28 protein-coding genes are annotated in these 26,237 nt (G+C 36.4%); 7 read left to right on the forward strand and 21 right to left on the reverse strand.

What is annotated here, in order from left to right; genetic code table 11:
• Window positions 1–4 precede the first annotated feature (4 nt).
• The 4 genes from C7J88_RS05170 to C7J88_RS05185 all read right to left on the reverse strand — a co-directional run bounded on the left by C7J88_RS05170 (window position 5) and on the right by C7J88_RS05185 (window position 5,068).
• Window positions 5–967 carry an ABC transporter substrate-binding protein gene (locus C7J88_RS05170; protein ID WP_371866984.1) on the reverse strand — a complete coding sequence of 321 codons (963 nt, stop codon included), beginning with the start codon at window positions 965–967 and terminating at the stop codon, window positions 5–7.
• An 87-nt stretch (window positions 968–1,054) separates the two neighbouring features.
• Window positions 1,055–2,128, reverse strand: coding sequence for an alanine racemase (locus C7J88_RS05175; protein WP_095117568.1), 1,074 nt, complete (start codon window positions 2,126–2,128; stop codon window positions 1,055–1,057).
• 1 nt (window position 2,129) lies between these two features.
• The gene (locus C7J88_RS05180; protein WP_095117569.1) at window positions 2,130–3,899 is read right to left on the reverse strand and encodes an IucA/IucC family protein; all 1,770 of its coding nucleotides are present in this window, start codon (window positions 3,897–3,899) and stop codon (window positions 2,130–2,132) included.
• Window positions 3,896–5,068 carry an MFS transporter gene (locus C7J88_RS05185; RefSeq protein ID WP_095117570.1) on the reverse strand — a complete coding sequence of 391 codons (1,173 nt, stop codon included), beginning with the start codon at window positions 5,066–5,068 and terminating at the stop codon, window positions 3,896–3,898. The genes C7J88_RS05180 and C7J88_RS05185 overlap by 4 nt, the downstream gene beginning before the upstream one ends.
• A 111-nt stretch (window positions 5,069–5,179) precedes the next feature.
• On the opposite strand from C7J88_RS05185, the gene C7J88_RS05190 reads away from it, so the two are divergent.
• Entirely contained in the window at window positions 5,180–7,138 is a 1,959-nt protein-coding gene (locus C7J88_RS05190; RefSeq protein WP_095117571.1) for an IucA/IucC family protein, read from the forward strand.
• Between the two features lie 187 nt (window positions 7,139–7,325).
• Window positions 7,326–8,483 (forward strand): MFS transporter, encoded by a 1,158-nt coding sequence (locus C7J88_RS05195; protein ID WP_095117572.1) that lies wholly within the window; start codon window positions 7,326–7,328, stop codon window positions 8,481–8,483.
• 48 nt (window positions 8,484–8,531) lie between these two features.
• On the opposite strand, the gene arsC is transcribed toward C7J88_RS05195, so the two are convergent.
• The 7 genes from arsC to hchA form a co-directional block, all read right to left on the reverse strand.
• Window positions 8,532–8,927 carry an arsenate reductase (thioredoxin) gene (gene arsC, locus C7J88_RS05200; RefSeq protein ID WP_095117573.1) on the reverse strand — a complete coding sequence of 132 codons (396 nt, stop codon included), beginning with the start codon at window positions 8,925–8,927 and terminating at the stop codon, window positions 8,532–8,534.
• 15 nt (window positions 8,928–8,942) lie between these two features.
• Window positions 8,943–10,235, reverse strand: coding sequence for an arsenite efflux transporter membrane subunit ArsB (gene arsB, locus C7J88_RS05205; protein WP_169712260.1), 1,293 nt, complete (start codon window positions 10,233–10,235; stop codon window positions 8,943–8,945).
• Window positions 10,232–10,546 carry an ArsR/SmtB family transcription factor gene (locus C7J88_RS05210; protein ID WP_095117575.1) on the reverse strand — a complete coding sequence of 105 codons (315 nt, stop codon included), beginning with the start codon at window positions 10,544–10,546 and terminating at the stop codon, window positions 10,232–10,234. The genes arsB and C7J88_RS05210 overlap by 4 nt, the downstream gene beginning before the upstream one ends.
• Window positions 10,547–10,658: 112 nt before the next feature.
• Entirely contained in the window at window positions 10,659–11,144 is a 486-nt protein-coding gene (locus tag C7J88_RS05215; RefSeq protein ID WP_095117576.1) for an Asp23/Gls24 family envelope stress response protein, read from the reverse strand.
• A 69-nt stretch (window positions 11,145–11,213) separates the two neighbouring features.
• Window positions 11,214–11,459, reverse strand: coding sequence for a DUF2273 domain-containing protein (locus C7J88_RS05220; protein WP_095117577.1), 246 nt, complete (start codon window positions 11,457–11,459; stop codon window positions 11,214–11,216).
• Window positions 11,460–11,471: 12 nt separating this feature from the next.
• Window positions 11,472–12,014, reverse strand: a complete 543-nt coding sequence (gene amaP / locus C7J88_RS05225) for an alkaline shock response membrane anchor protein AmaP (RefSeq protein WP_095117578.1) — start codon at window positions 12,012–12,014, stop codon at window positions 11,472–11,474.
• 359 nt (window positions 12,015–12,373) lie between these two features.
• Entirely contained in the window at window positions 12,374–13,240 is an 867-nt protein-coding gene (hchA, locus tag C7J88_RS05230; RefSeq protein WP_095117579.1) for a glyoxalase III HchA, read from the reverse strand.
• A gap of 354 nt (window positions 13,241–13,594) precedes the next feature.
• Between hchA and C7J88_RS05235 the strand changes: the two genes are divergently transcribed.
• The 4 genes from C7J88_RS05235 (at window position 13,595) to C7J88_RS05250 (ending at window position 16,294) form a co-directional block, all read left to right on the forward strand.
• Window positions 13,595–14,041 (forward strand): DM13 domain-containing protein, encoded by a 447-nt coding sequence (locus C7J88_RS05235; protein ID WP_095117580.1) that lies wholly within the window; start codon window positions 13,595–13,597, stop codon window positions 14,039–14,041.
• Window positions 14,042–14,145: 104 nt separating this feature from the next.
• The gene (locus tag C7J88_RS05240) at window positions 14,146–14,607 is read left to right on the forward strand and encodes a DoxX family membrane protein (RefSeq protein WP_095117581.1); all 462 of its coding nucleotides are present in this window, start codon (window positions 14,146–14,148) and stop codon (window positions 14,605–14,607) included.
• Entirely contained in the window at window positions 14,582–15,265 is a 684-nt protein-coding gene (locus tag C7J88_RS05245; protein ID WP_095117582.1) for a response regulator transcription factor, read from the forward strand. Before C7J88_RS05240 ends, C7J88_RS05245 begins: the two co-directional genes overlap by 26 nt.
• Window positions 15,266–16,294, forward strand: coding sequence for a sensor histidine kinase (locus C7J88_RS05250; protein ID WP_095117583.1), 1,029 nt, complete (start codon window positions 15,266–15,268; stop codon window positions 16,292–16,294).
• A gap of 73 nt (window positions 16,295–16,367) precedes the next feature.
• On the opposite strand, the gene C7J88_RS05255 is transcribed toward C7J88_RS05250, so the two are convergent.
• The 10 genes from C7J88_RS05255 to C7J88_RS05300 all read right to left on the reverse strand — a co-directional run bounded on the left by C7J88_RS05255 (window position 16,368) and on the right by C7J88_RS05300 (window position 25,403).
• Window positions 16,368–16,877, reverse strand: coding sequence for a hypothetical protein (locus C7J88_RS05255; protein WP_095117584.1), 510 nt, complete (start codon window positions 16,875–16,877; stop codon window positions 16,368–16,370).
• Window positions 16,870–18,231, reverse strand: a complete 1,362-nt coding sequence (locus C7J88_RS05260; protein WP_095117585.1) for a sensor histidine kinase — start codon at window positions 18,229–18,231, stop codon at window positions 16,870–16,872. The genes C7J88_RS05255 and C7J88_RS05260 overlap by 8 nt, the downstream gene beginning before the upstream one ends.
• Entirely contained in the window at window positions 18,221–18,904 is a 684-nt protein-coding gene (locus C7J88_RS05265; protein WP_095117586.1) for a response regulator transcription factor, read from the reverse strand. The genes C7J88_RS05260 and C7J88_RS05265 overlap by 11 nt, the downstream gene beginning before the upstream one ends.
• A gap of 10 nt (window positions 18,905–18,914) precedes the next feature.
• A complete protein-coding gene (locus tag C7J88_RS05270; protein WP_095117587.1) occupies window positions 18,915–20,288 on the reverse strand; it encodes an SLC13 family permease in 1,374 nt (457 codons plus the stop codon).
• Window positions 20,278–21,453 carry a glycerate kinase family protein gene (locus C7J88_RS05275; RefSeq protein ID WP_095117588.1) on the reverse strand — a complete coding sequence of 392 codons (1,176 nt, stop codon included), beginning with the start codon at window positions 21,451–21,453 and terminating at the stop codon, window positions 20,278–20,280. Before C7J88_RS05275 ends, C7J88_RS05270 begins: the two co-directional genes overlap by 11 nt.
• Window positions 21,454–21,606: 153 nt before the next feature.
• Window positions 21,607–22,335 carry an amino acid ABC transporter ATP-binding protein gene (locus C7J88_RS05280; RefSeq protein WP_095117589.1) on the reverse strand — a complete coding sequence of 243 codons (729 nt, stop codon included), beginning with the start codon at window positions 22,333–22,335 and terminating at the stop codon, window positions 21,607–21,609.
• On the reverse strand, window positions 22,332–23,051 hold the full coding sequence (locus tag C7J88_RS05285) for an amino acid ABC transporter permease (protein WP_095117590.1): 720 nt from the start codon (window positions 23,049–23,051) through the stop codon (window positions 22,332–22,334). The genes C7J88_RS05280 and C7J88_RS05285 overlap by 4 nt, the downstream gene beginning before the upstream one ends.
• The gene (locus tag C7J88_RS05290) at window positions 23,032–23,811 is read right to left on the reverse strand and encodes an amino acid ABC transporter substrate-binding protein (RefSeq protein WP_095117591.1); all 780 of its coding nucleotides are present in this window, start codon (window positions 23,809–23,811) and stop codon (window positions 23,032–23,034) included. Before C7J88_RS05290 ends, C7J88_RS05285 begins: the two co-directional genes overlap by 20 nt.
• A gap of 157 nt (window positions 23,812–23,968) precedes the next feature.
• Window positions 23,969–24,325: an MmcQ/YjbR family DNA-binding protein gene (locus C7J88_RS05295; protein ID WP_095117592.1), complete on the reverse strand. Its 357-nt coding sequence runs from the start codon at window positions 24,323–24,325 to the stop codon at window positions 23,969–23,971.
• A gap of 82 nt (window positions 24,326–24,407) precedes the next feature.
• On the reverse strand, window positions 24,408–25,403 hold the full coding sequence (locus C7J88_RS05300) for an NAD(P)H-dependent flavin oxidoreductase (protein WP_197696960.1): 996 nt from the start codon (window positions 25,401–25,403) through the stop codon (window positions 24,408–24,410).
• A 118-nt stretch (window positions 25,404–25,521) separates the two neighbouring features.
• On the opposite strand from C7J88_RS05300, the gene C7J88_RS05305 reads away from it, so the two are divergent.
• On the forward strand, window positions 25,522–26,103 hold the full coding sequence (locus tag C7J88_RS05305; RefSeq protein ID WP_142380983.1) for a TetR/AcrR family transcriptional regulator: 582 nt from the start codon (window positions 25,522–25,524) through the stop codon (window positions 26,101–26,103).
• The last annotated feature ends 134 nt before the right edge of the window (window positions 26,104–26,237 follow it).

Below are 26,237 nucleotides of genomic sequence, written 5' to 3' on the forward strand. Positions count from 1 at the left end.
TTGCTTATTTTTCTGATTTAGAGATTTCTGCAAGTTCTTTGGCAATTTCTTCAGAAGAGATTAAACCACGGAACTTCGCCCATGTTAAACGATCCACAACATGTACACGATCGTTTTTCACAGCGTCTAATTCATTCCAAACTTTGTCTTCTTTCATTTTAACGTAAAATGGGTCATCTTCGCCATTCACCATAATAAACATACGTTCAGGGTTTACATCTGATAATTGTTCTGAGTTCATGTTTAAGTATGGTGCGTTTAAATACTCAGGTAACTGATCTGCAACATCTTTTGTCAATGCTTCTTTAAAACCAAGTTCATGTAAGAATTGTCCAACGTAAGATTTGTCAGAGTGTGCGAGTAAGCCTGATTGAGAAATAACAGCTGGTAAGACTTTTTTGTCTTTATCCATTGTAATTTCTTTTTGGTACTTTTCAATCTTGTCTTTATGTTCATCAAGGCGTTTATCCGCTTCATCTGATTTTGATAATGCTTTACCGATTGTTTTGAATGCTTCTAAGTTTTGTTTATAATCTGAGTCTAAACTTGGTAACAAAATTGTTGGTGCAATCTTGCTCAACTGTTCATAATTCCCTTTATGACGGTTGCTATCTGCAATAATTAAGTCTGGTTTCAATTGACTGATAACTTCTAAATTCGGCTGTTTACGATCACCAACCGACTTATAATCGCCAACTTTATCACGAATTGGATCAATGATATTTTCTTTATCTCCATCATCTGCGATACCGACTGGTTTCACACCTAATGCAACCAAAGCATCAACGAATGAATATTCAAGTGCCACAACTTTTTTAGGTTCTTTCTCTATTTTTGTAGTACCACCGTCATGTTTCACTTCAACGGCTTGCCCTTTTGAACTAGACGAACTTTCTTTTTTCGAGTCATTCGCATTCCCACACGCTGCTACAAGCAGCATGACAGCGATCATTGCGATTAGACCCATCCATTTATTTTTGTTCACAATTTAGCGCTCCTTTTGTATATAAAATGTAAGCCTTAACAATAATATAATTGATAATGATTATCACTGTCAATGGTGTACACTAAATTTTTCTTTTTTCTTATCAACAAATCCTTGAATAAGCAGTTCAATCCCTTCATCTTCAATATAGTTACGTTCTAACTGTTGATTATGCATACTTTGTGCAATGGCTGAATATCCAAGTTCAAATGAAATGCTATCGCCTATTTGATAATAATCTGCCAGTCCGAGATTAATCAACAAGACATCACTCGTATAACCAACGATTGATAATTGATCATCCATTGGTATCATGTCACCAACATCTGTATCCAACTCCCCGATATCCACAACTGCTTGCAAGTATGATTGACGTGTTCTCATATCTAGACGTGGTTTGATTTCAAGAATTCTTCCAGTCATCGTCACTGCTTGATCATAAAGTTGTGGCAAGCGCATATTATAAGCTGTCTCAACACCTCTAAATATTGCTTCTCCAATGCGCAGTTCATTAATACGTCCCATATCTTGATACATCGCTAACATGAGCATGCTTGAATTTCCACCTGAAATTGTATGCAAATGAACGCCTGTATCTCGTTCTACCGCTTCAATGAACTGATTCATATAAGGTAAATCCTCTTCTGTTGGTGGCATTTGTCTGTAACACATAAAGTTAAAGGCAAGACCTTTAAAATCAATACCTTTCATCTTCTTAATTTGTTTAATATACGAAACTACCTCGTAAGTCAATACACCTTCTCGTCCGTCTTTCCAGTCCACCATAAGTAGCAATTGATGTGTTGTTCCTTGCTCAATTGCTGCTTCGTTCAACGCATGGATTGTTTCTAACTCAGTTTGTAAGCTGATGCGTGTTAATTGCACAGTGCGTGCCGCTTGTTCGGAGAGTGTCCCTTTAATCAGCATATAATCTTTACGTTGTGTTTGGACTTCAGAAATATGATTTAACCGTGATGCTGCGAGTAAATCAAATCCTAAATCTCTTAAAGCATGCTCAACTTGTGCATCGCCTGCCATACATTTTGCGACAGGTATCATACGAATACGGCGCTGATACAACATCTGTTGTAATAGCAACGCATTATACTTAATTTTGCTCAAATGTATATGAATCTCACCCATATTACAACACCCTCTTTTCATACAGTGGATTTTCTAGCGCAATAGTTGTATATTTTTTTACTTGTTGTTTCATGCGCATATTTAAGAGTGCCTTAACAACTACTTCTTCACCAAACAATATACGCTTCAATGCCATAGCATGCTGTTGCGTATCATCAATTGCTTCATATAAAACATCACGAATAATTTCGTACAATGCTTGCTCATCACATTGGTGCTTATGTTTTAAATGGTGAATGAGTGTCCCAAGTTGATTTTGGATAACAGCATGTTGAAACTTCGCAATCACGGTATCAATATTTTCGGCAATGAGACTTGTATTAGTTACTTCTACATCCGGAATCGCACGCTGTAACGTCGATAAATCTAAGCGTGCACCACCCAAATCTCTAACGATAAAAGATAATGTTTGGTTATTTTTATTAACTTCTAAAATCGTATTTTGTTGGTGTGCTTCTAAAGCAATTCCGTATTGCTGAATGTACGCAATTAACGGCGTCATCAATGCATGACTATATGTACGGATGAAGCTTGAAATCGTCGTTTCATTTATTTTTCCATATAAGTATTCAATCAAACTGTCCACTACAACCTGATTATCAACAGGATTGCGTTCAATTAAACATGCTGTCACCATTTGTATGATCTCTCTCTGAGTATCTTCTGGCGATTCACGTACAATCATCGCACATTGCCGTGCAATATCAGCTGGCGCATCAATATGCATACCATATGGCTCCATCGCTACTTGTAACGTGGGATATTGCGTCAACATCGCTTGCAGTTGATGACTGAGTCGTGGACCATCCACTGTTGTCACTGTCGATACTGTACGTACCGCACTTGTCGCTTGAACATTGACCGGTAATTTAATGTGGAATGGACGTCCTAACAAGTACATCGTCCTGAACGATAACGTTGGTTTTGCATCAACTGTTAAAGGTGTTGGGACCAGTTGGTGCGTACGGATATGCTCGCTGAATTGTGCCACAATCACATGCTCATATTGCCAAGGATGGACGAATAATACCCGATAATCTTCGAGTGACACATCATACGGTGCAATATATTGTTGCAATTGGCGCTTCATATCTGGAATAACAGTATTCAATACAAAGTTGGCATCATCATTCATTGCCGTTTCTTGTACCATATTTTTATGTAGTAATACAATCTTTAATGGTACTATCCGCATAAACTCTGGCGCATAGGATTGAATATCACCGGACGTTAATGGTAGCTTGGTTTTCGTTAATGGATGTGATGGATGGCCATGCCAGATCATCCCTTCTGTGTAACCGAGTGCAGTGAAGCCACTGTCTTCATTCATATGTGCCAACCAAGCAATAAAGTTCAATTCACTCGGCATGCGTGAAAATTTTAATGCATGACGCATCGCTGTTTCTCGATGTTCATATTGGCGAAGGCTCAGTGATAATCCAAGCACACTATGTTCCAATTCGTCTATCAGTCTCTCATGAAAATCCATACCAAAATCCGTTTTTAATATTTCAATAAGATCACGTAAACACGCCACTTCTTTCGTTTGTTCTCCTATCGAATAACTAATCGGCCCCTCCATCGTTATTTGAAAGAATGAACTTTTCGTTATGTAGTTCACACGTAATAGGCGCCCTTGATATTGAATCCTTACTTCGCCTTTCATCGTCTCAATATATGTAGTCGGTGGGAATAGCGATTCTTTCATACACGCTATTAACACTCGATATTGAATCAGTTGATCTGCTTTATGTTGATGCATCATTGTCATTGACTTGTGCCTCCATTCGTCTTAATCATCACAATATAACTACTCATCGCTATTAATAAAGTCGCCATCCCCATGGTCATAAATGTCATCGCAATGTCTACATATTCCGATAACATACTCATTAGTAATGCACCGAGAGGAATCATCCCACGATCCATCATTACAACACTCAATATTTTACCACGATGCGCTGGATCGACATCATTTTGAAAATAAATACGATTTGTTGTGCGTGCAATCTGTCCAAATAAACCGACAAAAAAGATCATCAGTAACAATCTAACGATGCCAAACGGATAAATGCACATTAAACTCAACCCAAACAATATTGAGCTGATATAATATAAGCGTTGTGAAGGGATATATTGCAGCATCTTCGGTATGATGAGTGTCGCTATAATTCCTCCGGCTGCACTGACTGCCATCGCAACACCAAATAGTTTCGCATTATTAGGATAATGTGTATCTGTTAATATCGGTAACAATGTCGCATAACAATACCCTGTTGCCATAATAAAAAGTGCTGTCATAAAAATATGACGCCCTTGTGTATGTATTTTAAAATATTGCCATGCAACAGCGAATGCTCCGCTTTTTTTACAATTCGGTTGTTCTGTTAGTTCAAAACGAAGCGGCATACTTACAATCAGCGATAATACATAACAAACAGCTTGTACGATAAATGCACTTTGAATACCTGACGATGCGATAAGGAATCCTGATATAGCTGGACCGATAGAACGACATGTGTTCAAAATAAACGATTGATAAGAGACAGCTTTCGAGATAGAAAGATTGTCTGATAAATCCGGTAAGACTGCCTGTCTGACTGGCGTTTCAATCGCACTCATACAACCGCGTAAAAAAGCATAAAGATACAGATAATAAACAGGTATATCTCCCATTATGATAATCGCACACGTTAATGTTGCTGTAATCACGAGTGAGCAACTTATGCTTAACTTGATAAGTGTACAACGTCTAAAACGATCGGCAATCGCACCTGCCCACATACTCAATAAAAATATGGGTACTAATCGAAAGAAATTAATCCATGCAAGATCAAATGCACGATGATTTAATTGATAGGCATACCAGTTTAACGCAATTTGTCCAATCCAATTACCAAGAAAGAGTAAAAAGGCACCGGAATAGAACCATTTTGCCACGTTATCCACTCCCCTTTAATTGATAATCGTTCTCATTTCCGGTATTATGGATTATACGAATTATAATATTGTTTGTAAATAAAAAAGATATAATATAAATGAGGTGCTCAAATGAATGCTGAACAGAAACAAATAGAAACACCCACGACCATCATGACAAATGATGAACGTGCAACATATGAGACACTCTGCAAGAAAGACCTAAAATGGGCAGAGTCTTTTCAACAAGCTTTGTCGGTAGGTCGTGACCTTGTTACTGCAAGACTCATCACATCAATTTATCGAGAAAATCTTGTAGATGGATACATACACAGCAAGATGGTTAATCATACTTCCCTGTCTGAATCACCCCTTCAACACGAAACTGTTCTTGAAATTCAGTTCTCTCAATCTCAGATGGTTTTATGTGCACCAATTACAGGTCTTCATGCATTTAACCGAATTGATGTCGAAGGTCCTTTTTATTGGCGTCAAACTAATTATTATGAACGCATCGCACATCCCAATCATGTACTCGATGCAATCATTGCTGAGAATGTACAATACACAGGACCAGCAGCTGAACAATTTCGCGACGATCTAAGCAATAGCGCTTGTTATATGGCGCTGGCAATAAGTTATCAGCAATTGAAATATCGTCATACAACAGATACGCTATTAACAGCGATTGAACAACAATCAGACCCTTACCTTGCGTCTGAACAAGCTGTTGTAGAAGGTCACCCCATTCATCCAGGTGCGAAGTTGCGTAAAGGAATGACAGCAGAAGAAACGATTGCCTATTCTTCAGAGTATGAACAACCAATGGGATTGCGTTTCATATTAGTGCATCAAAACTATGTAAAAGTACAAAATTTAAATAAATCATTTGATGCAATATTATATGATGCGTTTGATGGTTTAGAAGCAGCATGCCAACAATCCTTTAACACGACGAAGCTTAATCGTTCGGATTATCACCTCATGATTGTACATCCTTGGCAATATGATCACATATTGTCTGCTGATTATGCTGACGAGTTGGCAAAACAAATCATCATACCCGTAGATGTAACATTTGATTATTATGCTGGTTTATCTTTTCGTACGTTGATGCCAAAACATCCTAAAATATCACCGCACATCAAACTCTCGACCAACGTTCATATTACAGGAGAAATACGTACGCTATCAGAACAAACAACACACAACGGTCCGCTAATGACTCAAATATTGCATGACATTACCACACAAGATACATGGTTTTCTCATGTCCCAACAAGTGCTGTCGATGAATTGTCAGGGGTACACTTTTTCAATCAAAATGACGCACCTGACATACAGGAACGCCGAAGTGAACAACTCGGTACACTGTTGCGCCATAACATCTATCATGATCTTGATGACACTGTTTTACCATTACTTCCTTCCAGTTTGATTGTAAGTACACCACATCAAGCATCATCGTTAATCATCGAACTGGTGGAACGTTACCATGAGCATCATCCAGAACTTAGTGAACACACTGCTGTTCAACAATGGTTCTCTCGATATGCCGCTTCATTAATTGATTATGTCATGCCACTTTTAATTAAATATGGCATTGCACTCGAAGCACATTTACAAAATACGATTGCTGTTTTTAACAAAGAAGATGGCTTACTCAATCATATGTATATTCGTGACTTTGAAGGATTGCGCATTGATACACAACAACTTCATAAAATGGGTTATGATACATCAAACTTTCATGAAAAATCTCGTATTTTGACAAACAGTCAGAAATCAGTCTTTAATAAAGCTTTTTATGCGACAGTTCAAAACCATCTGGGCGAACTTGTTGCTGCATTGAGCGATCATTATACAATTGAATCTCTTGAAACAGACTTATGGCATATAGTCCGTGATCAAATACAATCATTATTTACAACCTTCCGCGATCATAAATTTGATACACAAAGACTTGAAAACATTGAAAAGATATTCTTTAATTCAGTCATTGACTATAAATGCGTTACAACAATGCGCCTTTTAGATGAAGCACACGCCTATACTTATGTAAAAGTAGAGAATCCATTAGCAGATAAATAGTATATAGATAAACGAAATAGAGCTGAGACATATGTTCAGCTCCTTCTTTTATGTTGTAGAAATAAGTATAGTGGCACTGGATGTCTCAGTTTTTAAAATTACTATTTCTTGCTAAACACTGTTGTTACAACTTGAAATAGTTTACAATAGTGCGCAGAGACTATTTTTCAAAGGAGTTCTGATAACAATGACAGTGATGCGCACATTCACTTTTATGTTAAGTATTTTTATTGTGGGCATGGTCGAAATGGTCGTTGCAGGTATTATGAGTTTGATGAGTGCTGACCTACATATTTCAGAAGCTTGGATTGGACAACTTGTAACAGTATATGCTTTTACATTTGCTTTGACAGGTCCAATCTTAGTTAAATTGACAGAACGCTATGCACCAAAACCTGTTTTATTAGTAACTATCGCAGTTTTTATTATAGGCAATATGATGATTGCATTGTCACCTAACTTTATCGTATTAGTCATTGGACGTATCTTATCATCAGCTGCCGCAGCTTTAATCGTAGTAAAAATATTAGCCATTACCTCTTTTCTCTCAGAACCACACAAAAGAGGTCGCATGCTCGGTATTGTCTATACGGGTTTCAGTGCTTCTAATGTATTCGGAGTGCCTATCGGGACATTGATCGGTGATTGGTTAGGTTGGCGATTCACATTCGGTTTAATTAGTTTTGTAGGATTACTCGTTACGATCCTTCTTACGATTTACTTGCCACGTGAGCTTCACATGAATATTCATACACATAATAGCACAAGTAATAACCAACCGAATGTACATAGTAAGAAAGAAATCATCAAACTATTGGCAGTCACTTTTATTTTACTCACTGCAAATTCCATCGCATATATCTATATTAATCCACTAATTCTATCGGGTGGCCATACATTACAATATGTATCTCTCGCATTGTTAGTCATTGGTGTTGCAGGTATGCTTGGTACATCAATGGGTGGCTACTTTACCGATAAACTTTCATTTAAGACATGGTTGATATTCAGTAGCTTAGCATTTGCCGTTATCTTAACTTTACTCAATCAGCTATGGGCAACATCAATTCTACTACTCATCACCTTATTCGCTTGGCATATTATTGAATGGAGTACGAACCCAGCTGTACAATCTGGGCTCATCAGTCAAGTTCACGGTGACCATAGCCAAGTGATGAGTTGGAATATGTCCGCATTAAATGCTGGTATAGGATTAGGCGCATTACTCGGCGGTGTGATTGTTTCACATTTAAGCCTTCACGCAACTGTCTATATTGCAGCTGCAACAAGTCTGTTGGCTTTCTTCATCGTAATTACTTTACAAAAACCACAGACATCACATTAATCAAAAAACGCTACGGCTCATCCTTTAGACGAGTTCGTAGCGTTTTTTCTATCTATTTTTAAAGTTTTCAATAGCAGTTTTAATTTCATCTCTTACACGTTGAAATTCCGACCATGGCTGACCTGCTGGATCATCAAAACCCCAATGTTCTTTCTTTACATGTGGTGGCATCACTGGACAATTTTTATCCGCATCACTACACAATGTAACAACCAAATCTGCCTTATTTAATATTGTTGGATTGATCAAATCAGAAGTATGTGTACGAATATCAATACCCACTTCATCCATCGCTTCTATCGCTTTAGGATTCACGCCATGCGTTTCAATTCCACCTGAATACACATCCCATGAATCACCGAGTATTTTCTTGCCCCATCCTTCTGCCATCTGGCTTCGACAAGCATTTCCTGTACAAATAAAATAAATCACTTTTTTATCCATATCATTCTCTCTTTCTTAAAAAATAATCAATGTGAGATACAAGCCTAATAGTGTGACAAATAGTACAGGAATCGTAATCACAATACCTGTTTTGAAGTACGTCCCCCATGAAATCTTCACACCTTTTTGCGTCAAGACATGTAACCACAATAATGTAGCGAGTGATCCAATCGGCGTGATTTTAGGTCCTAAGTCAGAGCCAATTACATTCGCATAAATCATCCCCTCTTGTAATATACCCGTCACATTTGACTGATTGATAGCAATCGCATCAATCAGAACAGTTGGCATATTATTCATAACAGATGATAGAAATGCTGCAATAAAACCCATTCCCATAACACTACTAAATAACCCATATTGAGAAATATTGGCGAGCACATCTGCGAGCAACGTTGTAATCCCTGCATTTTTTAATCCAAAGACAACGAGATACATTCCGATTGAAAAGGCAACAATATTCCACGGTGCATCTTTGATGACTTGTGCAGTATGTACCGCAGGCGATTTTCTTGCTAATAAAACGAAGATAAATGCGATACTTCCTGCAATAAGTGACACAGGAATCTTCAACCATTCACTCACAAGATAACCGATTAATAAAATGCCTAATACGATCCATGATATTTTAAATAATCGCTCATCCTTAATGACCGTTTGCGGTGCAACTAAATGTATCGCATCAAACGACTTCGGAATCGCCTTTCTAAAGTACAACCATAACACAACAATACTCGCTATCAATGAAAACATATTAGGAATGATCATACGCCCAAAATATTCTAGAAACCCTATGCTAAAATAGTCGGCTGATACGATATTCACTAGGTTACTAACAACTAATGGCAATGAAGTTGTATCCGCAATAAAACCACTTGCTATAATGAATGGAAATACAACTTTTTCATTAAAACCTAAGTTTCTAACCATTGCCAACACAATCGGTGTCAATATTAATGCTGCCCCATCATTTGCAAAAAAGGCTGCCACGATTGCACCTAACAGCATAATATAGACAAACATCTTCAAACCATTTCCATTTGAAGCACGAGCCATATGTATCGCTGACCATTCAAAAAAACCAATCTCATCTAGAATCAATGAAATAAGAATGACCGCCACAAAAGTCAGCGTTGCATTCCATACAATTCCAGTTACTTCCCATACATCACCGAGACTCACCACACCTGTGATAATTGCGATAAGCGCACCAATCAGCGCTGTAATACCAATATCTAATCCTTTAGGTTGCCAAATTACAAAAAGTAATGTGACTAAAAAAATGATAATTGCTAAGAGCATCATCAACACGTTCCACCTTTCATTGTTTTACAAATACATTGTTCGCTTCCCCTATGTACTTGATTCAAGTTCATACTAATTGCTTCGAGTTGTTCTGCATTCAATTTGTACATTCTCTTATTCCCATCTTTTCGCACTGTCACCATCTCACTCTCAACAAGTGCCTTCATATGATGACTTAACGTTGGCTGAGAAAAATCAAAATGTGCGAGTATATCGCAAGCACATAGTTCACCACACGATAACAAATCAATAATTTCCAAACGATTGGCATCTGCCAATACTTTCAACTGTACGGCTAATACTTGATATGACATAGAATACCTCCTTCACCTAACATAGATTATCATCTATATAGATAATTGTCTATGTGCAAACAAAAAAAGAACCGAGCACATATGTACTCAGTTCTTCTCACCAAATAACGGCCTATTGTAATCCTTTTTGCTCGTTATTGTTACCTTTTTCATTTTTTTGTTGCCATTCTTTACGAGTCATTACATCTTCAACTTGCATGTTTACTTCCACAACTTCTAAACCAGTCATGTGTTTCACTTGTTCTTTGATTAATTCAGTTACTTTGCGGAAGATTTTTGGTGCTGATTCACCGTATTCTAAAACAACTTTTAAGTCGATTGCTGCTTGTTTTTCACCAACTTCAGCTGATACACCTTGAGTTACGTTGTTACCACTTGTGAATGAACCACTGATGCTGTCAACAAAGCCGCCTTTCATGTCTAAGATACCTTTTACTTCACGAGCTGCGATACCAGCGATTTTTTCAATAACTTCATCAGAGAATGTTAAGCTATTTGAGAATTGTGGTTCATTCGCTTGACGTTTTTCTTGTTCTTTTTCGTTTACACCTGTGTTATTGTTGTATGCTTCTTTTGCTTTATTGTTATCTACTGTCATAATAAAAAACTCCCTTATTTTTAAATATTGTATTTACACTGTTTCTAAAATCTCGATACGTTTTGCAAGTTAGCTTAACCGATTCAATAAATTCAAGAAATCTTGTGTTCGGTCTTTAATATACCCAACTCCGACACCGATTAAACATAAAACTAAAATTAAAATTGTTTTCCAAAAGCCAAGCGTTAAAAACAAGATTGCAATGATAAGGAAAGAGAAGAACCCGATAATACGCCATTTATAACTGCGTAATAAGGCAATAATCTGATCATTCGTTACTTGTTCACCTTGACCATTTTGATGTTGGTTAGCCATAGGACCCCTCCTTTACACTACACGTGCTTCGCCGCTTTGACGTTGATCACGCACATTGATTTCTAACTTTCTCACTGGCATTTCTGAAAAACGTTCAACATTTTCTTTAACATCTGCTCTCACTTGTTCTGTTAAAGACTGAATGTTCACTGCCGTTGTTGGTACAAGAAAGTCTGCTTTAATATCAACAAAGTTATTATTCTTTTTGTTGTATAATTTCGCTACTACATTCGGTTGGCGAATTTCATCATATTTCTTGATTGTATCCAACGCTGTATTTTCAATAGATTTGCGCGAAATATAAATATGTCCATCTTGATAGTCTTTGTATAGCCCCGGTTTACGGTGCGTTGGTTTAAATGCACTGAAAAATAAAATAAATCCTATTAAAATTAAAAACGCAGATAAGCCAATCAATAATGGTTGGAACCACTCATATTGATAGAGATAATTTTGATATTGTTTGATTGGTTCGTAGTCTAAATACATAAACAATAAGAATCCTACGATGACCACCATTAGTAATCCTAGACAGAAATTTTTAAGTCGTCTCACCTTGCGTCACCTCCTATTTTGTTGTCAATTGTCTCACATTCAATATACCCGTAATGTATGATTGAAAACATAAATTTCAAAAATAGTGAACAGAAAGTTAATTTTTTATAATAGCTTTCAAATTCTCACTCATTGGTTTCGAATGTCAAGCTCTCTTAATTTACCCACTTCGATCCTTCATAAACCTAGATATAAAAAAAGAAAATAATTCCATCCCATCAATCGCATCTCACAAGTTGGCGTGTCCACAGAAACGCTTCAATGTGAACAAAACTTAGGGGTGGAATCGAAATCTTCTTTTTACAAAAGATTTCGTTATCCCACCCCAGTATGACTAGAAGCTTATTTCACTTTTTCTTTTATTGAATATGCGCTAACATTTCATTTACTGCCAATTTACCTAACGCATCAGATGCTAGCGGACTATCTCCAGTTAATAATTGACGATCTTTATGAACTTGACCAGTCATCTCTTGATTTACCACATGTAACTCATCTTGCGTTAAACTCTCTGCAACAAGCCATTGGAGTTTACCCGGCAAGTAACCAATATCAACATTTGCTCCTTCATCCAAAGCATCTGGGAAGACACACACTTCATATCCTGCAAATGTAGATGTTTGACGATTCAATGAACCTGCAAGTAATGCTGCTGGTCCATGACACAATGTGATAATAAAACGATTATTCGTAAGTGCCCAATCTAAAGTTTGTTGAACATCTTCACTTTCTGGCAAGCCAATCAGTGCCGCATGTCCACCTGGAATAAAAACAGATAAGTAATCAGCATCTGCTCCTAACTCATGAGCCACAACATCCGATAATTTTTTCGGTGCTTTTAATTTCGCTTTAAGTTGCTCATACGTTTCCATTACCGCTTCATCTTCTGTTGGCATTGCCCAATGCTCCAACTTAACTGGGTTACCTGACAATGTCGCAACATCTAAATCAAATCCAGCTTCCATCATATGATGTAATGGTAGTAACGTCTCTACTGGATGATTGCCCGTTGAAAACATTTTACCGTTTTGCAACATCAAGTATCTTTCATCTGACGCAATAACTAAAACCTTCCATTTTCCTTCTGTATAAGCATCTTTATGTTCTACACCTTCAAAGTTCGTTTTAGGTGCTGTATATAATGACAACGAATACTCAGACGGGAAATACGCATTGTCTTCCGCTCTATCTGGTACTGGTTGCTTACTTAAATGATTCTCTGACATTTGAATTACACCCTTCTCTGTTGTTATGAAACACATCATATGCCTATTTATAGATGAAGTAAACGAATCTGCTTGTTACTGCTAGCAATCAAACGCTCCTTTCACAACCTCGTGATGTCAGTGTTCCAAAAGCAGAATTCTCGACAGAATATCACAATTCGACAAAATCAAAAAGCGATTTTTCTCATTGCTCTGATTCTGTTCGCATTCTAAACGCTTTTTTCACAACCTCGTTCTACAATTTAAGATTTAGTTAAGAATTGTTAATCGATAGTTAATGTGAATTAAGATTTTGCTCATGTAATATACAAAGTGTCAAAACAATAAAACCAAAAATGAAAGTGGGAAATAATTATGAAAATCAAATCAGTCTTACTATCAACAACAGTTGCAACATCATTACTTTTAGGCGCTTGCGGTAACATGGATGATGACAAAGAAATGAAAAAAGATGACAAAATGATGGAAAGCAAAATGGAAGACAAAAAAATGGACGATAAAAACATGATGATGAAAGAAGGCATGTTCAAAGGCGAAAATGATCAAATGGTTAAAGGGAAAGCAATGATCAAAGACGGCAAACTAATGCTAACTGACTTCAAATCTGATAAAGGTCCAGACTTACATGTGTATTTAACTAAAAATGGTGATGTAGAAAAAGGTATGAAAATTGACAAAGTGAAATATGATGAAATGAAACAAACTTTCGACCTTAAAGACGTCAATGTGAAAGATTATGATACAGTTACAATCTACTGCGATAAAGCACACGTTGTATTCGGGAATGCGATGTTAAAATAATCCCAGACATCGTATCTTACAAAAAATATTGAAGCATTTCAGTGAGATAGAATTCTGCCACACTTGGGAATTCTATCTTCTTTTAATGAAAGGAGGCAATTATGATGAACACAATATGGAAACTAATTATTTTACTCATTAGAATGGGGAGCGGTATCGTGATGTTGATGCAAGGATTTGAAAAACTAACAGGTGGATTTGCGATTAGTGGTTTAATTCCTGTCGTTCAAAAAAGTCCAGATATTCCGGAATGGTATAAAACTTTCTTCGCCAACATCGTGAATAGTCAACTTGATCTATTTCAATGGCTCATACCACTTGGCGAAATTACAATCGGTCTTGGATTAATTCTCGGTATCTTATCTTATACTGCCAGCTTCTTCGGCGCCTTTGTAATGTTAAATTATCTTTTAGCAGATATGATTTTTACGTATCCATTACAGTTGTTTTTCTTTATAATAATATTAATGAACAAAAACACCTTAGATTCAATTGATCTATTTCACTTTTTTAAAAGAAAAAAACTAGGGAATGATGCGCATGGAACACATACTCATAGTAGATGATGAGCCCGATATTCGTGATATATGTAAAACTTATTTTGAATTTGAAGGTTATACCGTATCGACTGCTGGCAATGGGCAAGAAGCATTGGACCTTCTGGATGCCTCTATCGATCTCATCATTCTAGATATTATGATGCCTGACAAAGATGGTTACACTGTTGTGAAAGAAATGCAGGCACGCCAATTAGAAATTCCATATATTTATCTCACAGCGAAAACAACAGAATCTGATGCCATATATGGCCTGATGCTTGGGGCAGATGATTATGTCAAAAAACCATTTAGCCCCCGAGAACTTGTTATTCGTGCTAAAAATATATTAAAACGGGTGAAGCACACCCCTGTGGCTCAAGACATTTTGACATTTGGAACACTTACGCTAGATAACCTGACAAAAACCATGACAATTCATACAGAAACAGTCAATTTAAGGGTGAAAGAATTTGAGTTACTCTGGTATTTCGCTACACATGAAAATGTCGCTCTATCAAAGACTGATTTACTCGAACAAGTATGGGGCTATGATTACTATGAAGATATGAATACGTTAAATGTTCATATTCACCGCTTGAGAGAAAAACTTGAACAACACAGCTATGATGACTATGCAATTACAACAGTTTGGGGACTTGGTTATAAGTTCCAAAGGAGGCATTAGATGACAATTCGCAAACAATTATTCCTTTCTTTTGTCACTTCTGTCATCATCACAACACTGTTCTTATTCATCCTTTATAAACTCATGTGGTTCGATGCACAACAAACACTGTTTCTCACATTGTTTTCAATGATTTCAAGTATGATGACTATGATGATTGCACTCACTTTTATCGTGCCAACCATTCATAAAATCGAACGTCTGAATAAAGAAACACAAAAAGTAGCAGACGGAGACTTTAACATCGATCCTATCACCATCTCATCTCCATCAGAACTAAAGGAACTCAATGACTCATTCAAAGTGATGGTACGACGAGTTGAACAACAAATGGCTCAAATTAAAGATGAAGAAGCGGAAAAAATGTACATGGTTCAAAACTTAGCACATGATTTAAAAACTCCGCTAGCAAGCATTAAGTCATATTCCGAAGCACTACGAGATGGTATGATTAATGGCACAAATTCACAACAACATGCATACAATGTATTGATTAACCAAGCAGATCGACTAAGCCATATGTTTGATGACTTAACATCTATGGTGAGTGTCACAACACATGCACAAGATAGAGTCTCTCTGCAAGTTGATCAATTGCTGATATCAATATTGGATCCTTACCAACAGCAATTAGAACAGGAAGACCGCTCTCTAACTGTTAATGCAGACACATCGATTCCACGCTTTATGCAAGATAAGATGGCAATTGAACGTATTATTTCAAACTTCTTGGATAACGCCTTAAAATTTTCAGAAACTGGAACGCCCATCGATGTAAATATTAAGCAACTATCGCCAAATGAATTAGCAATTTCTGTGAGAGATGAAGGGACAGGTATTGAATCAAAATATTTGAATCGTATTTTTGAACGAACATTTCGGATAGACCCGTCACGTAACCTTGATCGTGGTGGTTCAGGCTTAGGCTTATATATTGCTCAAACACTTGCGCATCAGATTGGTGGTCATATTGAAGTCCAAAGTACTTATGGTATAGGAACAACCGTAACATTGTATTTTCCTATTTAAATGATAAACAGGCAGTCACAAAATAGAGAATGTCTCTATTTTATGACTGCCTTTTATTTTTATTGCTCCGATGCTAATCATCGTCTATCTCGTCATCATCATCGTCTGAATAATAGTAGTACGGATTGGGCTGGACTTGTAAATTCGTTTGTGCGCCAGACTGCTGTGCTACTGACGGATCTTCCATTGATTGTGTCTGTGAAGGTGCTTGCTGCTGCACATTTTGCTGTTCAGATGTTTGATCGCCTGTTTGTTTCTCTTTTGACTGTTGCACACGCTTTTTCTTTGGTTTTTCTTTTTTTTCAGCCTTTCGCTTAATCACTTTTAAATGAGATATTTTTTCTGACTGTCGATCGATCTGAAATCGAAAAATTTTCTGTTTATCTTCAACTGTTACTTTAAAATAGTGTTTATCTTCAGACATGTTAAAACTTTTGATGTCTCCAGCGTAACGTTCTTTCACCATTGCTTTTCCTTCTTCGGCACTCAATAATGACTTATTACTCTGAAAGATCATCATTCCCAACACTAAAATAAGCACGAAGATAATCATATATAAAATAGGTTTTATTAAATTATTCAATCACATGCTCCTTTATATTAAGTGTTATCGTTGTTCCCTCTCCGACAGTTGATGCCATAGAAATATCCACTTGATTTTTCTGGGCAATTTCTTTAGCAATATACAAACCAAGGCCACTGCCCCCATTTTGTCTTGTCCGTGCCTTATCCACACGATAAAAACGGTCAAATATTTTATTTAAACTCTCTTCAGGGATACCTTCACCTTTATCGCTGATTTGAATTTTAATTGCTCGATTCACACTATGGATTTGAATCACAATGACTTCATCACTATACTTCATGGCATTATCAATAAATATCGTAAAGAGTTGGATCAACTGTTCTTTATTTGTTTTTATATATTTCGAGGTCTCTTTACCATTGACGACAATCTTCCTTTCATAAGCCAATGTTAACTTTTTAGATAACTGTCGCAATACTTGTGTCACATCAAAAATTTCTATTTCTGATTGTTGTTTCTTCTGTTGGAATGACGTAATTTGTAACATTTGATCTGCCAAACTTTTCATCCGCTTCGACTCTTCATGAATCACGTCTAATCCTTCATCAAGAAGTTCTGGTTTTTGTTTACCAAATCGTTTCAACATCTTACTATAACTATGAATAACGGTAATTGGTGTTTTAAGCTCATGGGATGCATTCGCAATGAAACTTTGTTCTTTCTCTTCTTGTTCACTTAATCGCTGCATCATCAAGTTGAAAGTATCAGTCAAATCATCCAGTTCCTTAGTGCTACGTTCCAACTTTTCCACTTTTCGATAACCTTTTGTTTTATTAATATTAGACATTTTATCAATGAGTAAATGAATAGGTTTTAAAATATTATGTGTAATAATCATATTTAATATAAAGATAATCAGCGTCAACATCACCGTGGATCCTATCAATATCCACTTGAGTGTTTCAAATGATTCATGTTTCATATCGACATTTTCATAGATTTGTAAATTGACGGTTTCATCATTCTCCCATAAGACTGGCACAGATACCATGACAAAGTAATGCCCTTTATGTTCGACATAACGATCCACCTGTTTGTTGGAATAATCCGAGACCAATGATTCATAATTTTTATTTGTCATAATTTGGATTTTTCGTTTATTGTCACGGTCTACAATCGCAATCGAACCATCTGATAATAAATGATTCACTATAATTCTTTCATTGTCACCACGATGATGCTGTGACTTTTCTAACTCTTTAATAATATTCACTGCTCTGTTTTCTATTTGATGCACTTCACTATCAATCGCATTCTTTTTAAATGTCATATAGACAAAAACATTTACAATAATTAAAGTAATGACGATCATCATTGTCGTATACATTTGAATCTTTGTTCTAAGCTTCATATGACGTATCCTTCAACACATAGCCAATGCCTCGCACACTAGTAATGTAGTCATGTGATGGGCCTAATTTTTTTCGAATATACCGCACATAAACATCGACAATATTTGTATCTCCCACATAATCAAATCCCCATACTTCTTCAATGATCTGTTCACGTGCTAAGACCTGATTCTTATTACAAACAAAATAATATAACAAGTCATACTCTCTTTGCGTTAAAGAAATATAAGTTTCATCCACATAAACTTCTCGTACATTGGTATATATTTGCAAATTTTTAAACGTTAAAATATCTTGTTCTGTGCCTTGTTGTCGATCTTTTAAATGCACACGTATGCGCGCTAACAACTCTTCAATTTCAAAAGGCTTTGTCATGTAATCATTGGCACCACTATCCAATCCACCTACTTTATCCATGACCGTATCTCGTGCTGTGAGCATAATAATGCGTGTCTCTGTATCTGTCATTCTGATGCGACGCAATACTTCTAAACCATTTAACTCTGGAATCATGACATCCAACAAAATCAAATCAAACTTCTCAGTTTCATATAAGTTTAATCCTTGTTTCCCTGTATACGCCTTTGTCACTTGATATCCCGCAAACTCTAGTTCCAATTCAATCACACGTGCAATTTTTTCATCATCTTCAATAATCAAAATATGCGCCATAGTTCACCTCTTAAAGTGTTAGTCCAATTGGTTGCCAATAACAATAATAAAATAGCACCATCAACATAATATAAATGGGCGTTAAAATCAAACTCAACTGCATGAGCTGTTTGGAACTAAATCCTGCGTTACCTTCAAAAAATACCAAAAGCGCTTTCGAACTCACGGGAAACGTTAAGCAATAATTCATGCCAATAAGTGCAATAAACACAACAGACGTTGCATTTAACTGATATAACTCTGACAAGACTAAAAAGCTAGGTATCAGAACGACAGCTCTCGTAGTATGACTTGTAATGATGAGATGTGATAATACAGTAACGACACAAATCAATATGAGTATGATCCCATCATGAATATGCGTCATCGTTGTTAGTTTTGAAAACAATGACTTCTGTAATTGATCGATAACTTTATATTCTACGAGCAATGTCCCTAATGCACTTGCTGCTGCTACAAATAAAATCAAGTTCCAATTAATAAACTTTAAACTATCTTTAAAAGTCATCATATTAAAAACAGGTAATGTCATCATCAACGCAATGAAAAACGTAATGACAGCAATATCAATATGATGAAGCCATTCTGTTAACCAAAAAATGACTGTAATGATAAGAAGTATTAACGTCTTTTTCTCATGATTCGTATACGGCTGACTTATTTTTGACTGTTCGTCAACACCCGTTGAGACGTTCGACATATGTGTATATCGATAAATCACCCATACGGATATGATTGCTATCATGACACCAAATGGTGCAGCTAAATATAAAAACTCAAAGTAACTCAGCACATCTTTGTTTTGTGCTTGTAGTAATCCCATGCCTATGAGATGACTCCCTGCACCTAATAGTGTCAAATTAGATCCCATTAATATCAGTACGGGAAATAATAAACTATAAAACGTCTTATACTGCGGTAACTTTGCGATAATTTGTTGATAAAGTGGCAATAAGATGACCGCTCGAGAAGATGTCGACGGAATTACGATACTTACCACTTGTACAAGTGAAAAGATTAATCGATTCATTTTCCGTGTCTGTCCTTGACTCAACACCCAAGTTGTCATGCGTTGTATCAAACCACTTTGTTCTAGCACACCACTAACCATAAATGCACCGATCATCAACCAAATAATATCTTGATCAAATGAATTGAATAACAATGTTTTCGGCAATCCAAGTACGATACCCGTTGTAAGTAATAACATTGCGACAAGTGTGGGTGGCAGTGATGTCATCACAAATAGCACTAATGATACGACGAATAAAATAATGCTGAGTTTACCAAAATAACTAAAGTCGCTTAGCGCAAATATCATAATAGCAAACAATAAGCAAAAGATTGTCACCAGCAACGTTCGATTAGATTGATTAAACGACATGTGACTTCATCGCTTTTCCGATAATAATGCCAATCATGACTTTACGCATCGCATTCTCTGCACAGTTCTTGAGCCATCGACTCGCATCCATCATTGCATCTTCTAACGTCGCAGGTTGGGGAATAATACTGACAAACGCATCAATACCGTTATCATAATTGATCTTTGCATTTTTACCAATTGTACCTGCTAATGCAATCACTGGCTTCTGATAGACTTTCGCTATCCTAGCAACTTCTGACGGAATTTTCCCATGCGGTGTTTGATAATCTAAACAACCTTCCGCAGTAAAAACTAAGTCTGCGTTTTGAATCGCATCTGAAATTTGAATATACTTCATAATGATTTCAAATCTTGGATGCAACTTTGCACCACAAATGGCAATGAGACCTGCACCTAAACCGCCTGATGCGCCTGTACCTTGACCGTATTTTAGGTCTTTCGTTGATATTTCTCCATATAACTCAGCTAAATATTCTAAGTTTCTAGCTAATAAAGCGACTTGTTCTGGCGTTGCTCCTTTTTGTGGACCATATACTTTTGCGACACCTGATTCTCCGCAAAGGATATTATCCCAGTTCACTGCAACATCAATTGGGATACGTTTAATATCTACATTTAAGTCACTATAATCTATTTTATGGATATGATGAATATCACCACCACCAACGACTTGTATTTGATGACCCGTTGCATCAAAACAGCGAACACCAAGTGCTTGCGCCATACCAATACCACCATCGTTTGTACCGGAATCACCACAGCCAATTAAGATGCGCTCTGCCCCATCTTCAATCGCCTTTAAAATCATTTCTCCAACACCATACGTCGTCGTTTTCAAAGGGTTTCTCATATGCTTAGGAACATTTTTTAATCCTGCAATGACAGCCATTTCAATAACAGCTGTTTGCAAGCCATTTTCATAAAATACACCATAATATGCATCAATTTCTTCACCTATGGGACCTGTCACTTTATGGTGAATCAACTTCCCAGCCTTCAACTTCACAATCGTCTTGGCAAAACCTTCTCCACCATCTACCATAGGTATCACATTCACATCATGTGAATTATCTACTTTATCAATGCCTTGCTTAATCGCCATTCCAACTTCTTCTGCACTTAAACTTTCTTTAAATCCAGATGGAATTACTACTATTTTCATATCCCGATTCTCCTTAACGTCTATGATTCATTGACACTAATATAACCTGAGATTATTGGACATTACTTAAGCAAAAATTAAAAACGATTAGAAAGTCTATCCAAACAAAAATAGCCATACCAAGTTACATAAAACTTGATATAGCTACTTTTTCTAAATATCTATGACATTAAAGAATTTCTTCAATTCTTCTGTTTGTGGCTGGTTAAACAATACTTCTGGCTTACCTTCTTCACCAATGAGACCTTCATTGATGAAAATAACACGATCTGACACTTCACGTGCAAAGCGCATTTCATGCGTCACAATGACCATCGTCATACCTTCGTTAGCCAAATCTTTGATCACCTTGAGTACGTCATTGACTAACTCTGGGTCTAATGCAGATGTCGGTTCATCAAATAACATGACTTCTGGATTCATGGCTAAAGCACGCGCAATCGCCACACGTTGTTGCTGACCTCCTGATAATGCATGAGGTCTTTGATCTTTGACACTTTCTAAACCTACTTTTCTAAGCAATTGTAAGGCTTCTTCATGCGCTTGTTGCTTGTTCATCCTCTTCACTGTCACAAGACCTTCCATCACATTTTCGATGGCTGTTTTATGCGGAAAGAGATTATAGCTTTGGAAGACCATTCCAGATTGCTTTCTCACTTTGATCTGAGACTTTTTGTCATCATTCGTATATGTTTCACCATTCACATATACAGTCCCTTCAGTTGGCAATTCTAATGCGTTGATCATACGCAATAGCGTCGTCTTACCAGAACCTGACTTGCCAATTAATGTAATCACTTCACCTTGTGCTACTGAAAGACTAATCCCTTTGATGACTTCTTTATCATTAAATGACTTTTTAATATTTTGAAGTTGAATCATGAGCGATACCCTCTTTCAATATAAGATTCATAATATGATTGAATCACAGAAATGATGAAACATGTAATCCAATATAACAAGGCGACAAGTAAGTAGATTGTTAAAAATTCATACGTTGTCGATGCCACTTCTTGTGCTTTTCTGAACATCTCTGCCACAAGGATGAAGCCTAATAATGATGTATCTTTCACTAAGCTTAAAAATGTATTACCTAAAGCTGGAATAGATACTCTGATTGCTTGAGGTAAAATAATACGTTGAACTGTTTGCTTATAGCTCATCCCTATTGAATACGCAGCTTCAGTCTGCCCTTTTGGAATAGACATGATGCCCCCTCTTAAAATTTCAGAAGCATAAGCACCTACATTTAATGACAGACCAATAATCGCCGCTACAACTGGTGTTAAAGTGAGCTGATTGTCCGCATTGCCGGTCGCAAGTCTACCTATTTCAGGAATACCATAAAAGATAATGAATAATTGTACGATCATCGGTGTACCTCGAATAATCGATACATAAAAACGTGCAATCCCTCTCAAAACTTTACTGCTTGAAATACGCATTAATGCAGTAAATAAGGCTAAAATTAAACCAATAACAAATGTAACAATTGTTATTGGTATAGAGTACTTAATTAAGCCTTCTAACATAGGTAAAAAAGCTTGTTTCGCAGCTTCTAATGCGTGAATCTGTTCATTATTTAGGTTCTGAAACATTTTCGCCGAACCATTTCTTACTAATTTTTTCTAATTCACCATTATCTTTTAATTTTTTCAAACCTTTATTGAAGTCTTCTACAACTTTATCATCTGTTTTCTTGCTGAATGCAAATGCTGATTGACTTTGTTCTGCATCGCCTTCGATTGCTTTAATTTTCGCATTTGGTTTTTGTTTTTTGTAATCTAAATATGAGATATTGTCATTGAAAGTTCCTTCAACACGGTTAGATAACAATAAATCCATCGCTTGGTTGAAACCGTCTACTTTTGTAATCTCTGCACCTTTAGATTCTGCAAGCTTACCGTAATTTGATGTTAATGTTTGTGCAAGTTTTCTATCTTTTACATCATCAAATGATTTAATATCATCATTATCTTCAGCAACGACTAATACACCATTTGAATAAGTGTATGGATCTGAGAATTTGTATTTCTCTTTTCTTTCATCGTTAATCCCCACTTGGTTAGCAATGACATCAAAACGACCTGCATCAAGACCTGCAAACATTGAGTCCCATTGTGTTTCTTTGAATTCAACGTCATAACCCATTTCTTTCGCAACTGCTTTTGTTACTTCTACATCGTAACCTGTTAACTTGTCATTTTTATCATGGAATGTGAATGGTGCGTATGTCCCTTCAGTTCCCACTACAATCTTTTTATCTTCGTTTTTACTACTATTCTTTGAGTCGTTACCATTACCGCATGCAGCAAGTACAATCGCAAAGGCAACCATTAATAACAAAATTCTTTTCATTACCATATACCTCTATTCTTAGTTTCTTTATCGGATTAAATACAGTTTAGACGGAAACACCTTCTATGTCAATTATAAAAACCGAAATATACCTTGTCTTTTTCATCTTTTAGATAAAGGCATAATATCTTTAAAAAATTCGTCACACCTTTCATTATTAACTTGTTAAATCGTAACTCGCATCGATAAACTCAGTCAGTTCATCAAGTAATGACAACTCTTCCAAATGCAAAGTCACCCAATTTGCTTTATTCATATGATAAGCCTCATATACACCTTGTTTTTGTCTCAATACACCCATGAATTCCTTCTCTACTTTGACATTTACAACATCAATGACTTTGTTGCTGTCTATCCCTAGTTTATCTGCTGTAATATCCATCATAAGTGCAAACCATTTACCATTCTTTTTATGTCTCAAAGCCACATAATTTGGGTACTTCTCCCACGGATAGTCAGGTGACACATCGTGTTGTTGTTGAACATATGACAAAACAGTTTTTCGTGTCAGCATCAAATCATCTCCTATTTTCACACCTATTATAATGCTAAAAAAAGCACCTTCCAATCAAATGACTTGGAAAGTGCTAATGTGTTTATGATTCAATACCACGCATGAGACGATCAACAATTGCCGCTGCAGGCTCAATTTCATTCATAAATGAGATACCGAGACCAAATGATGCATAACCTTTCGATAAATCACCAAATACCATACCATTACGCATGCCTTTGTAGCCGTAGTGTTTATCAAAAATTTCTTGTTTTGTTGCGCCCTTATCACTCATTTCTTGTAGTTCATTCGGCAACTCACCTGGAATTGAACGATAATAAGAACTGTAATCGTTATACATCAACATATCAGTCGCATCAAAATTTTTAACTTGTTCTTTAATATTTTGAGCCATATTAGACTCTTCTGCCATCAAAAAGGCACTTCCTACATAAATACCTTCCGCCCCAAGTACCATAGCTGCTTTTGCTGTACGTTCATCAGCAATACCACCTGCACCAATGACTGGCACACGTCCTTTCGCAGCATCTACAATTAACGGAATGATAGAGAATGTTCCAATGACACGGTCAGGTACTGTGCCACCTTCATCAAAACCAGTTGCAACAATGACATCCGCCCCACCTTGAATCGCTTCTTCTACATTTTCTACTGATGGTGTATGTGGACGGAACACCACTTTAATACCATTTTCATGATAGCGTTTCGTCCACTCTTTATCGAAAGAACCTACCATAACAGCAACTTCAACACCCGTTTCTACCATAAGATCAAACATTGCTTTTGAAACTTCTTCCACTTCTGGAGATGGACTCACATTCATTCCAATTGGGTTACTTGTGATTGATCTCGCAATTTCAATTTCTTTACGCATATTTTCAACTGACTTCTCTAGCGTTTCTGCTGTTTCAGTTTGTCCTGCATTAAATCCTAATACCCCTAAAGCCCCTGCTTTACTAATCGCACCAACAAACTTACCACTTGTTAACCAGAACATTGGCCCTTGAATAATCGGTTTTTCAATTCCTAATACTTCCGTTACACGGTTTTTCAAAATAATCACCTTTTCCTCAGTCATTTAATAAGGCTATTTTATTGTGCATCAAATCACAAAACAATGGTTATTCAAGACAGCAATGTTATTTATTTCACAACAACATGGTATAATGTCCTATATCTTAAAAAAGGTGATTGCAATGAATAAAAATGATTTACGTTATCGAAAAACTGAATTCAATTTATACAACAGCTACTTAACTTTATTAGAAAAAATCTCCGATAAAGAGATTACAATCACTAAAATATGTGAACAAGCACTATGTAGTCGTAATACATTTTATCTACATTACACATCTAAAGATCATTTGCATGAATCAATGGTGACAGCCTTACTAGAAAAGATGGCAAGTGCTTTTATGTCTCATGTTGAACATGCTCGTCAAATTAGTACAAAACACTACATTTCTTATAATGAAGCAATCATCAATAGTGTCATCGAAAATAAACGGGTCCTCACTGTATTTATAAAAAACGATGACGGCTCTTTCTTTAAACAATTCAACAAAAATATAGAGTCAACCGTTTATCATGAAACTTCTTCCCTTTCCCAACATGAAGATTTAACGACACGAAAGCTATTTGCAGCGTACCTTTCTTCAAGTGTCACTGGATTTATTTTTGAATGGCTCAGCAATGATGACATTACAGATGAAGCAGCAAAGAAAGCACTCCATCAGATTCATATTCACACAATGTCTACTGTTACAAAAACGTTATAGATATAGCAAAGCACTCACTTCTCTTTATGAAATGAGTGCTTTTAGTGTCATTATTCGTTTTCTTTTTTATTCTGCAATAAATTCAGGAGTATGATTTTTGGAAGGCTCATTGCATTTTTAATTTCTGATTTACT

The sequence above is a fragment of the Staphylococcus muscae genome, from assembly GCF_003019275.1.
In the GTDB taxonomy this organism is placed as follows: Bacteria; Bacillota; Bacilli; order Staphylococcales; family Staphylococcaceae; genus Staphylococcus; species Staphylococcus muscae.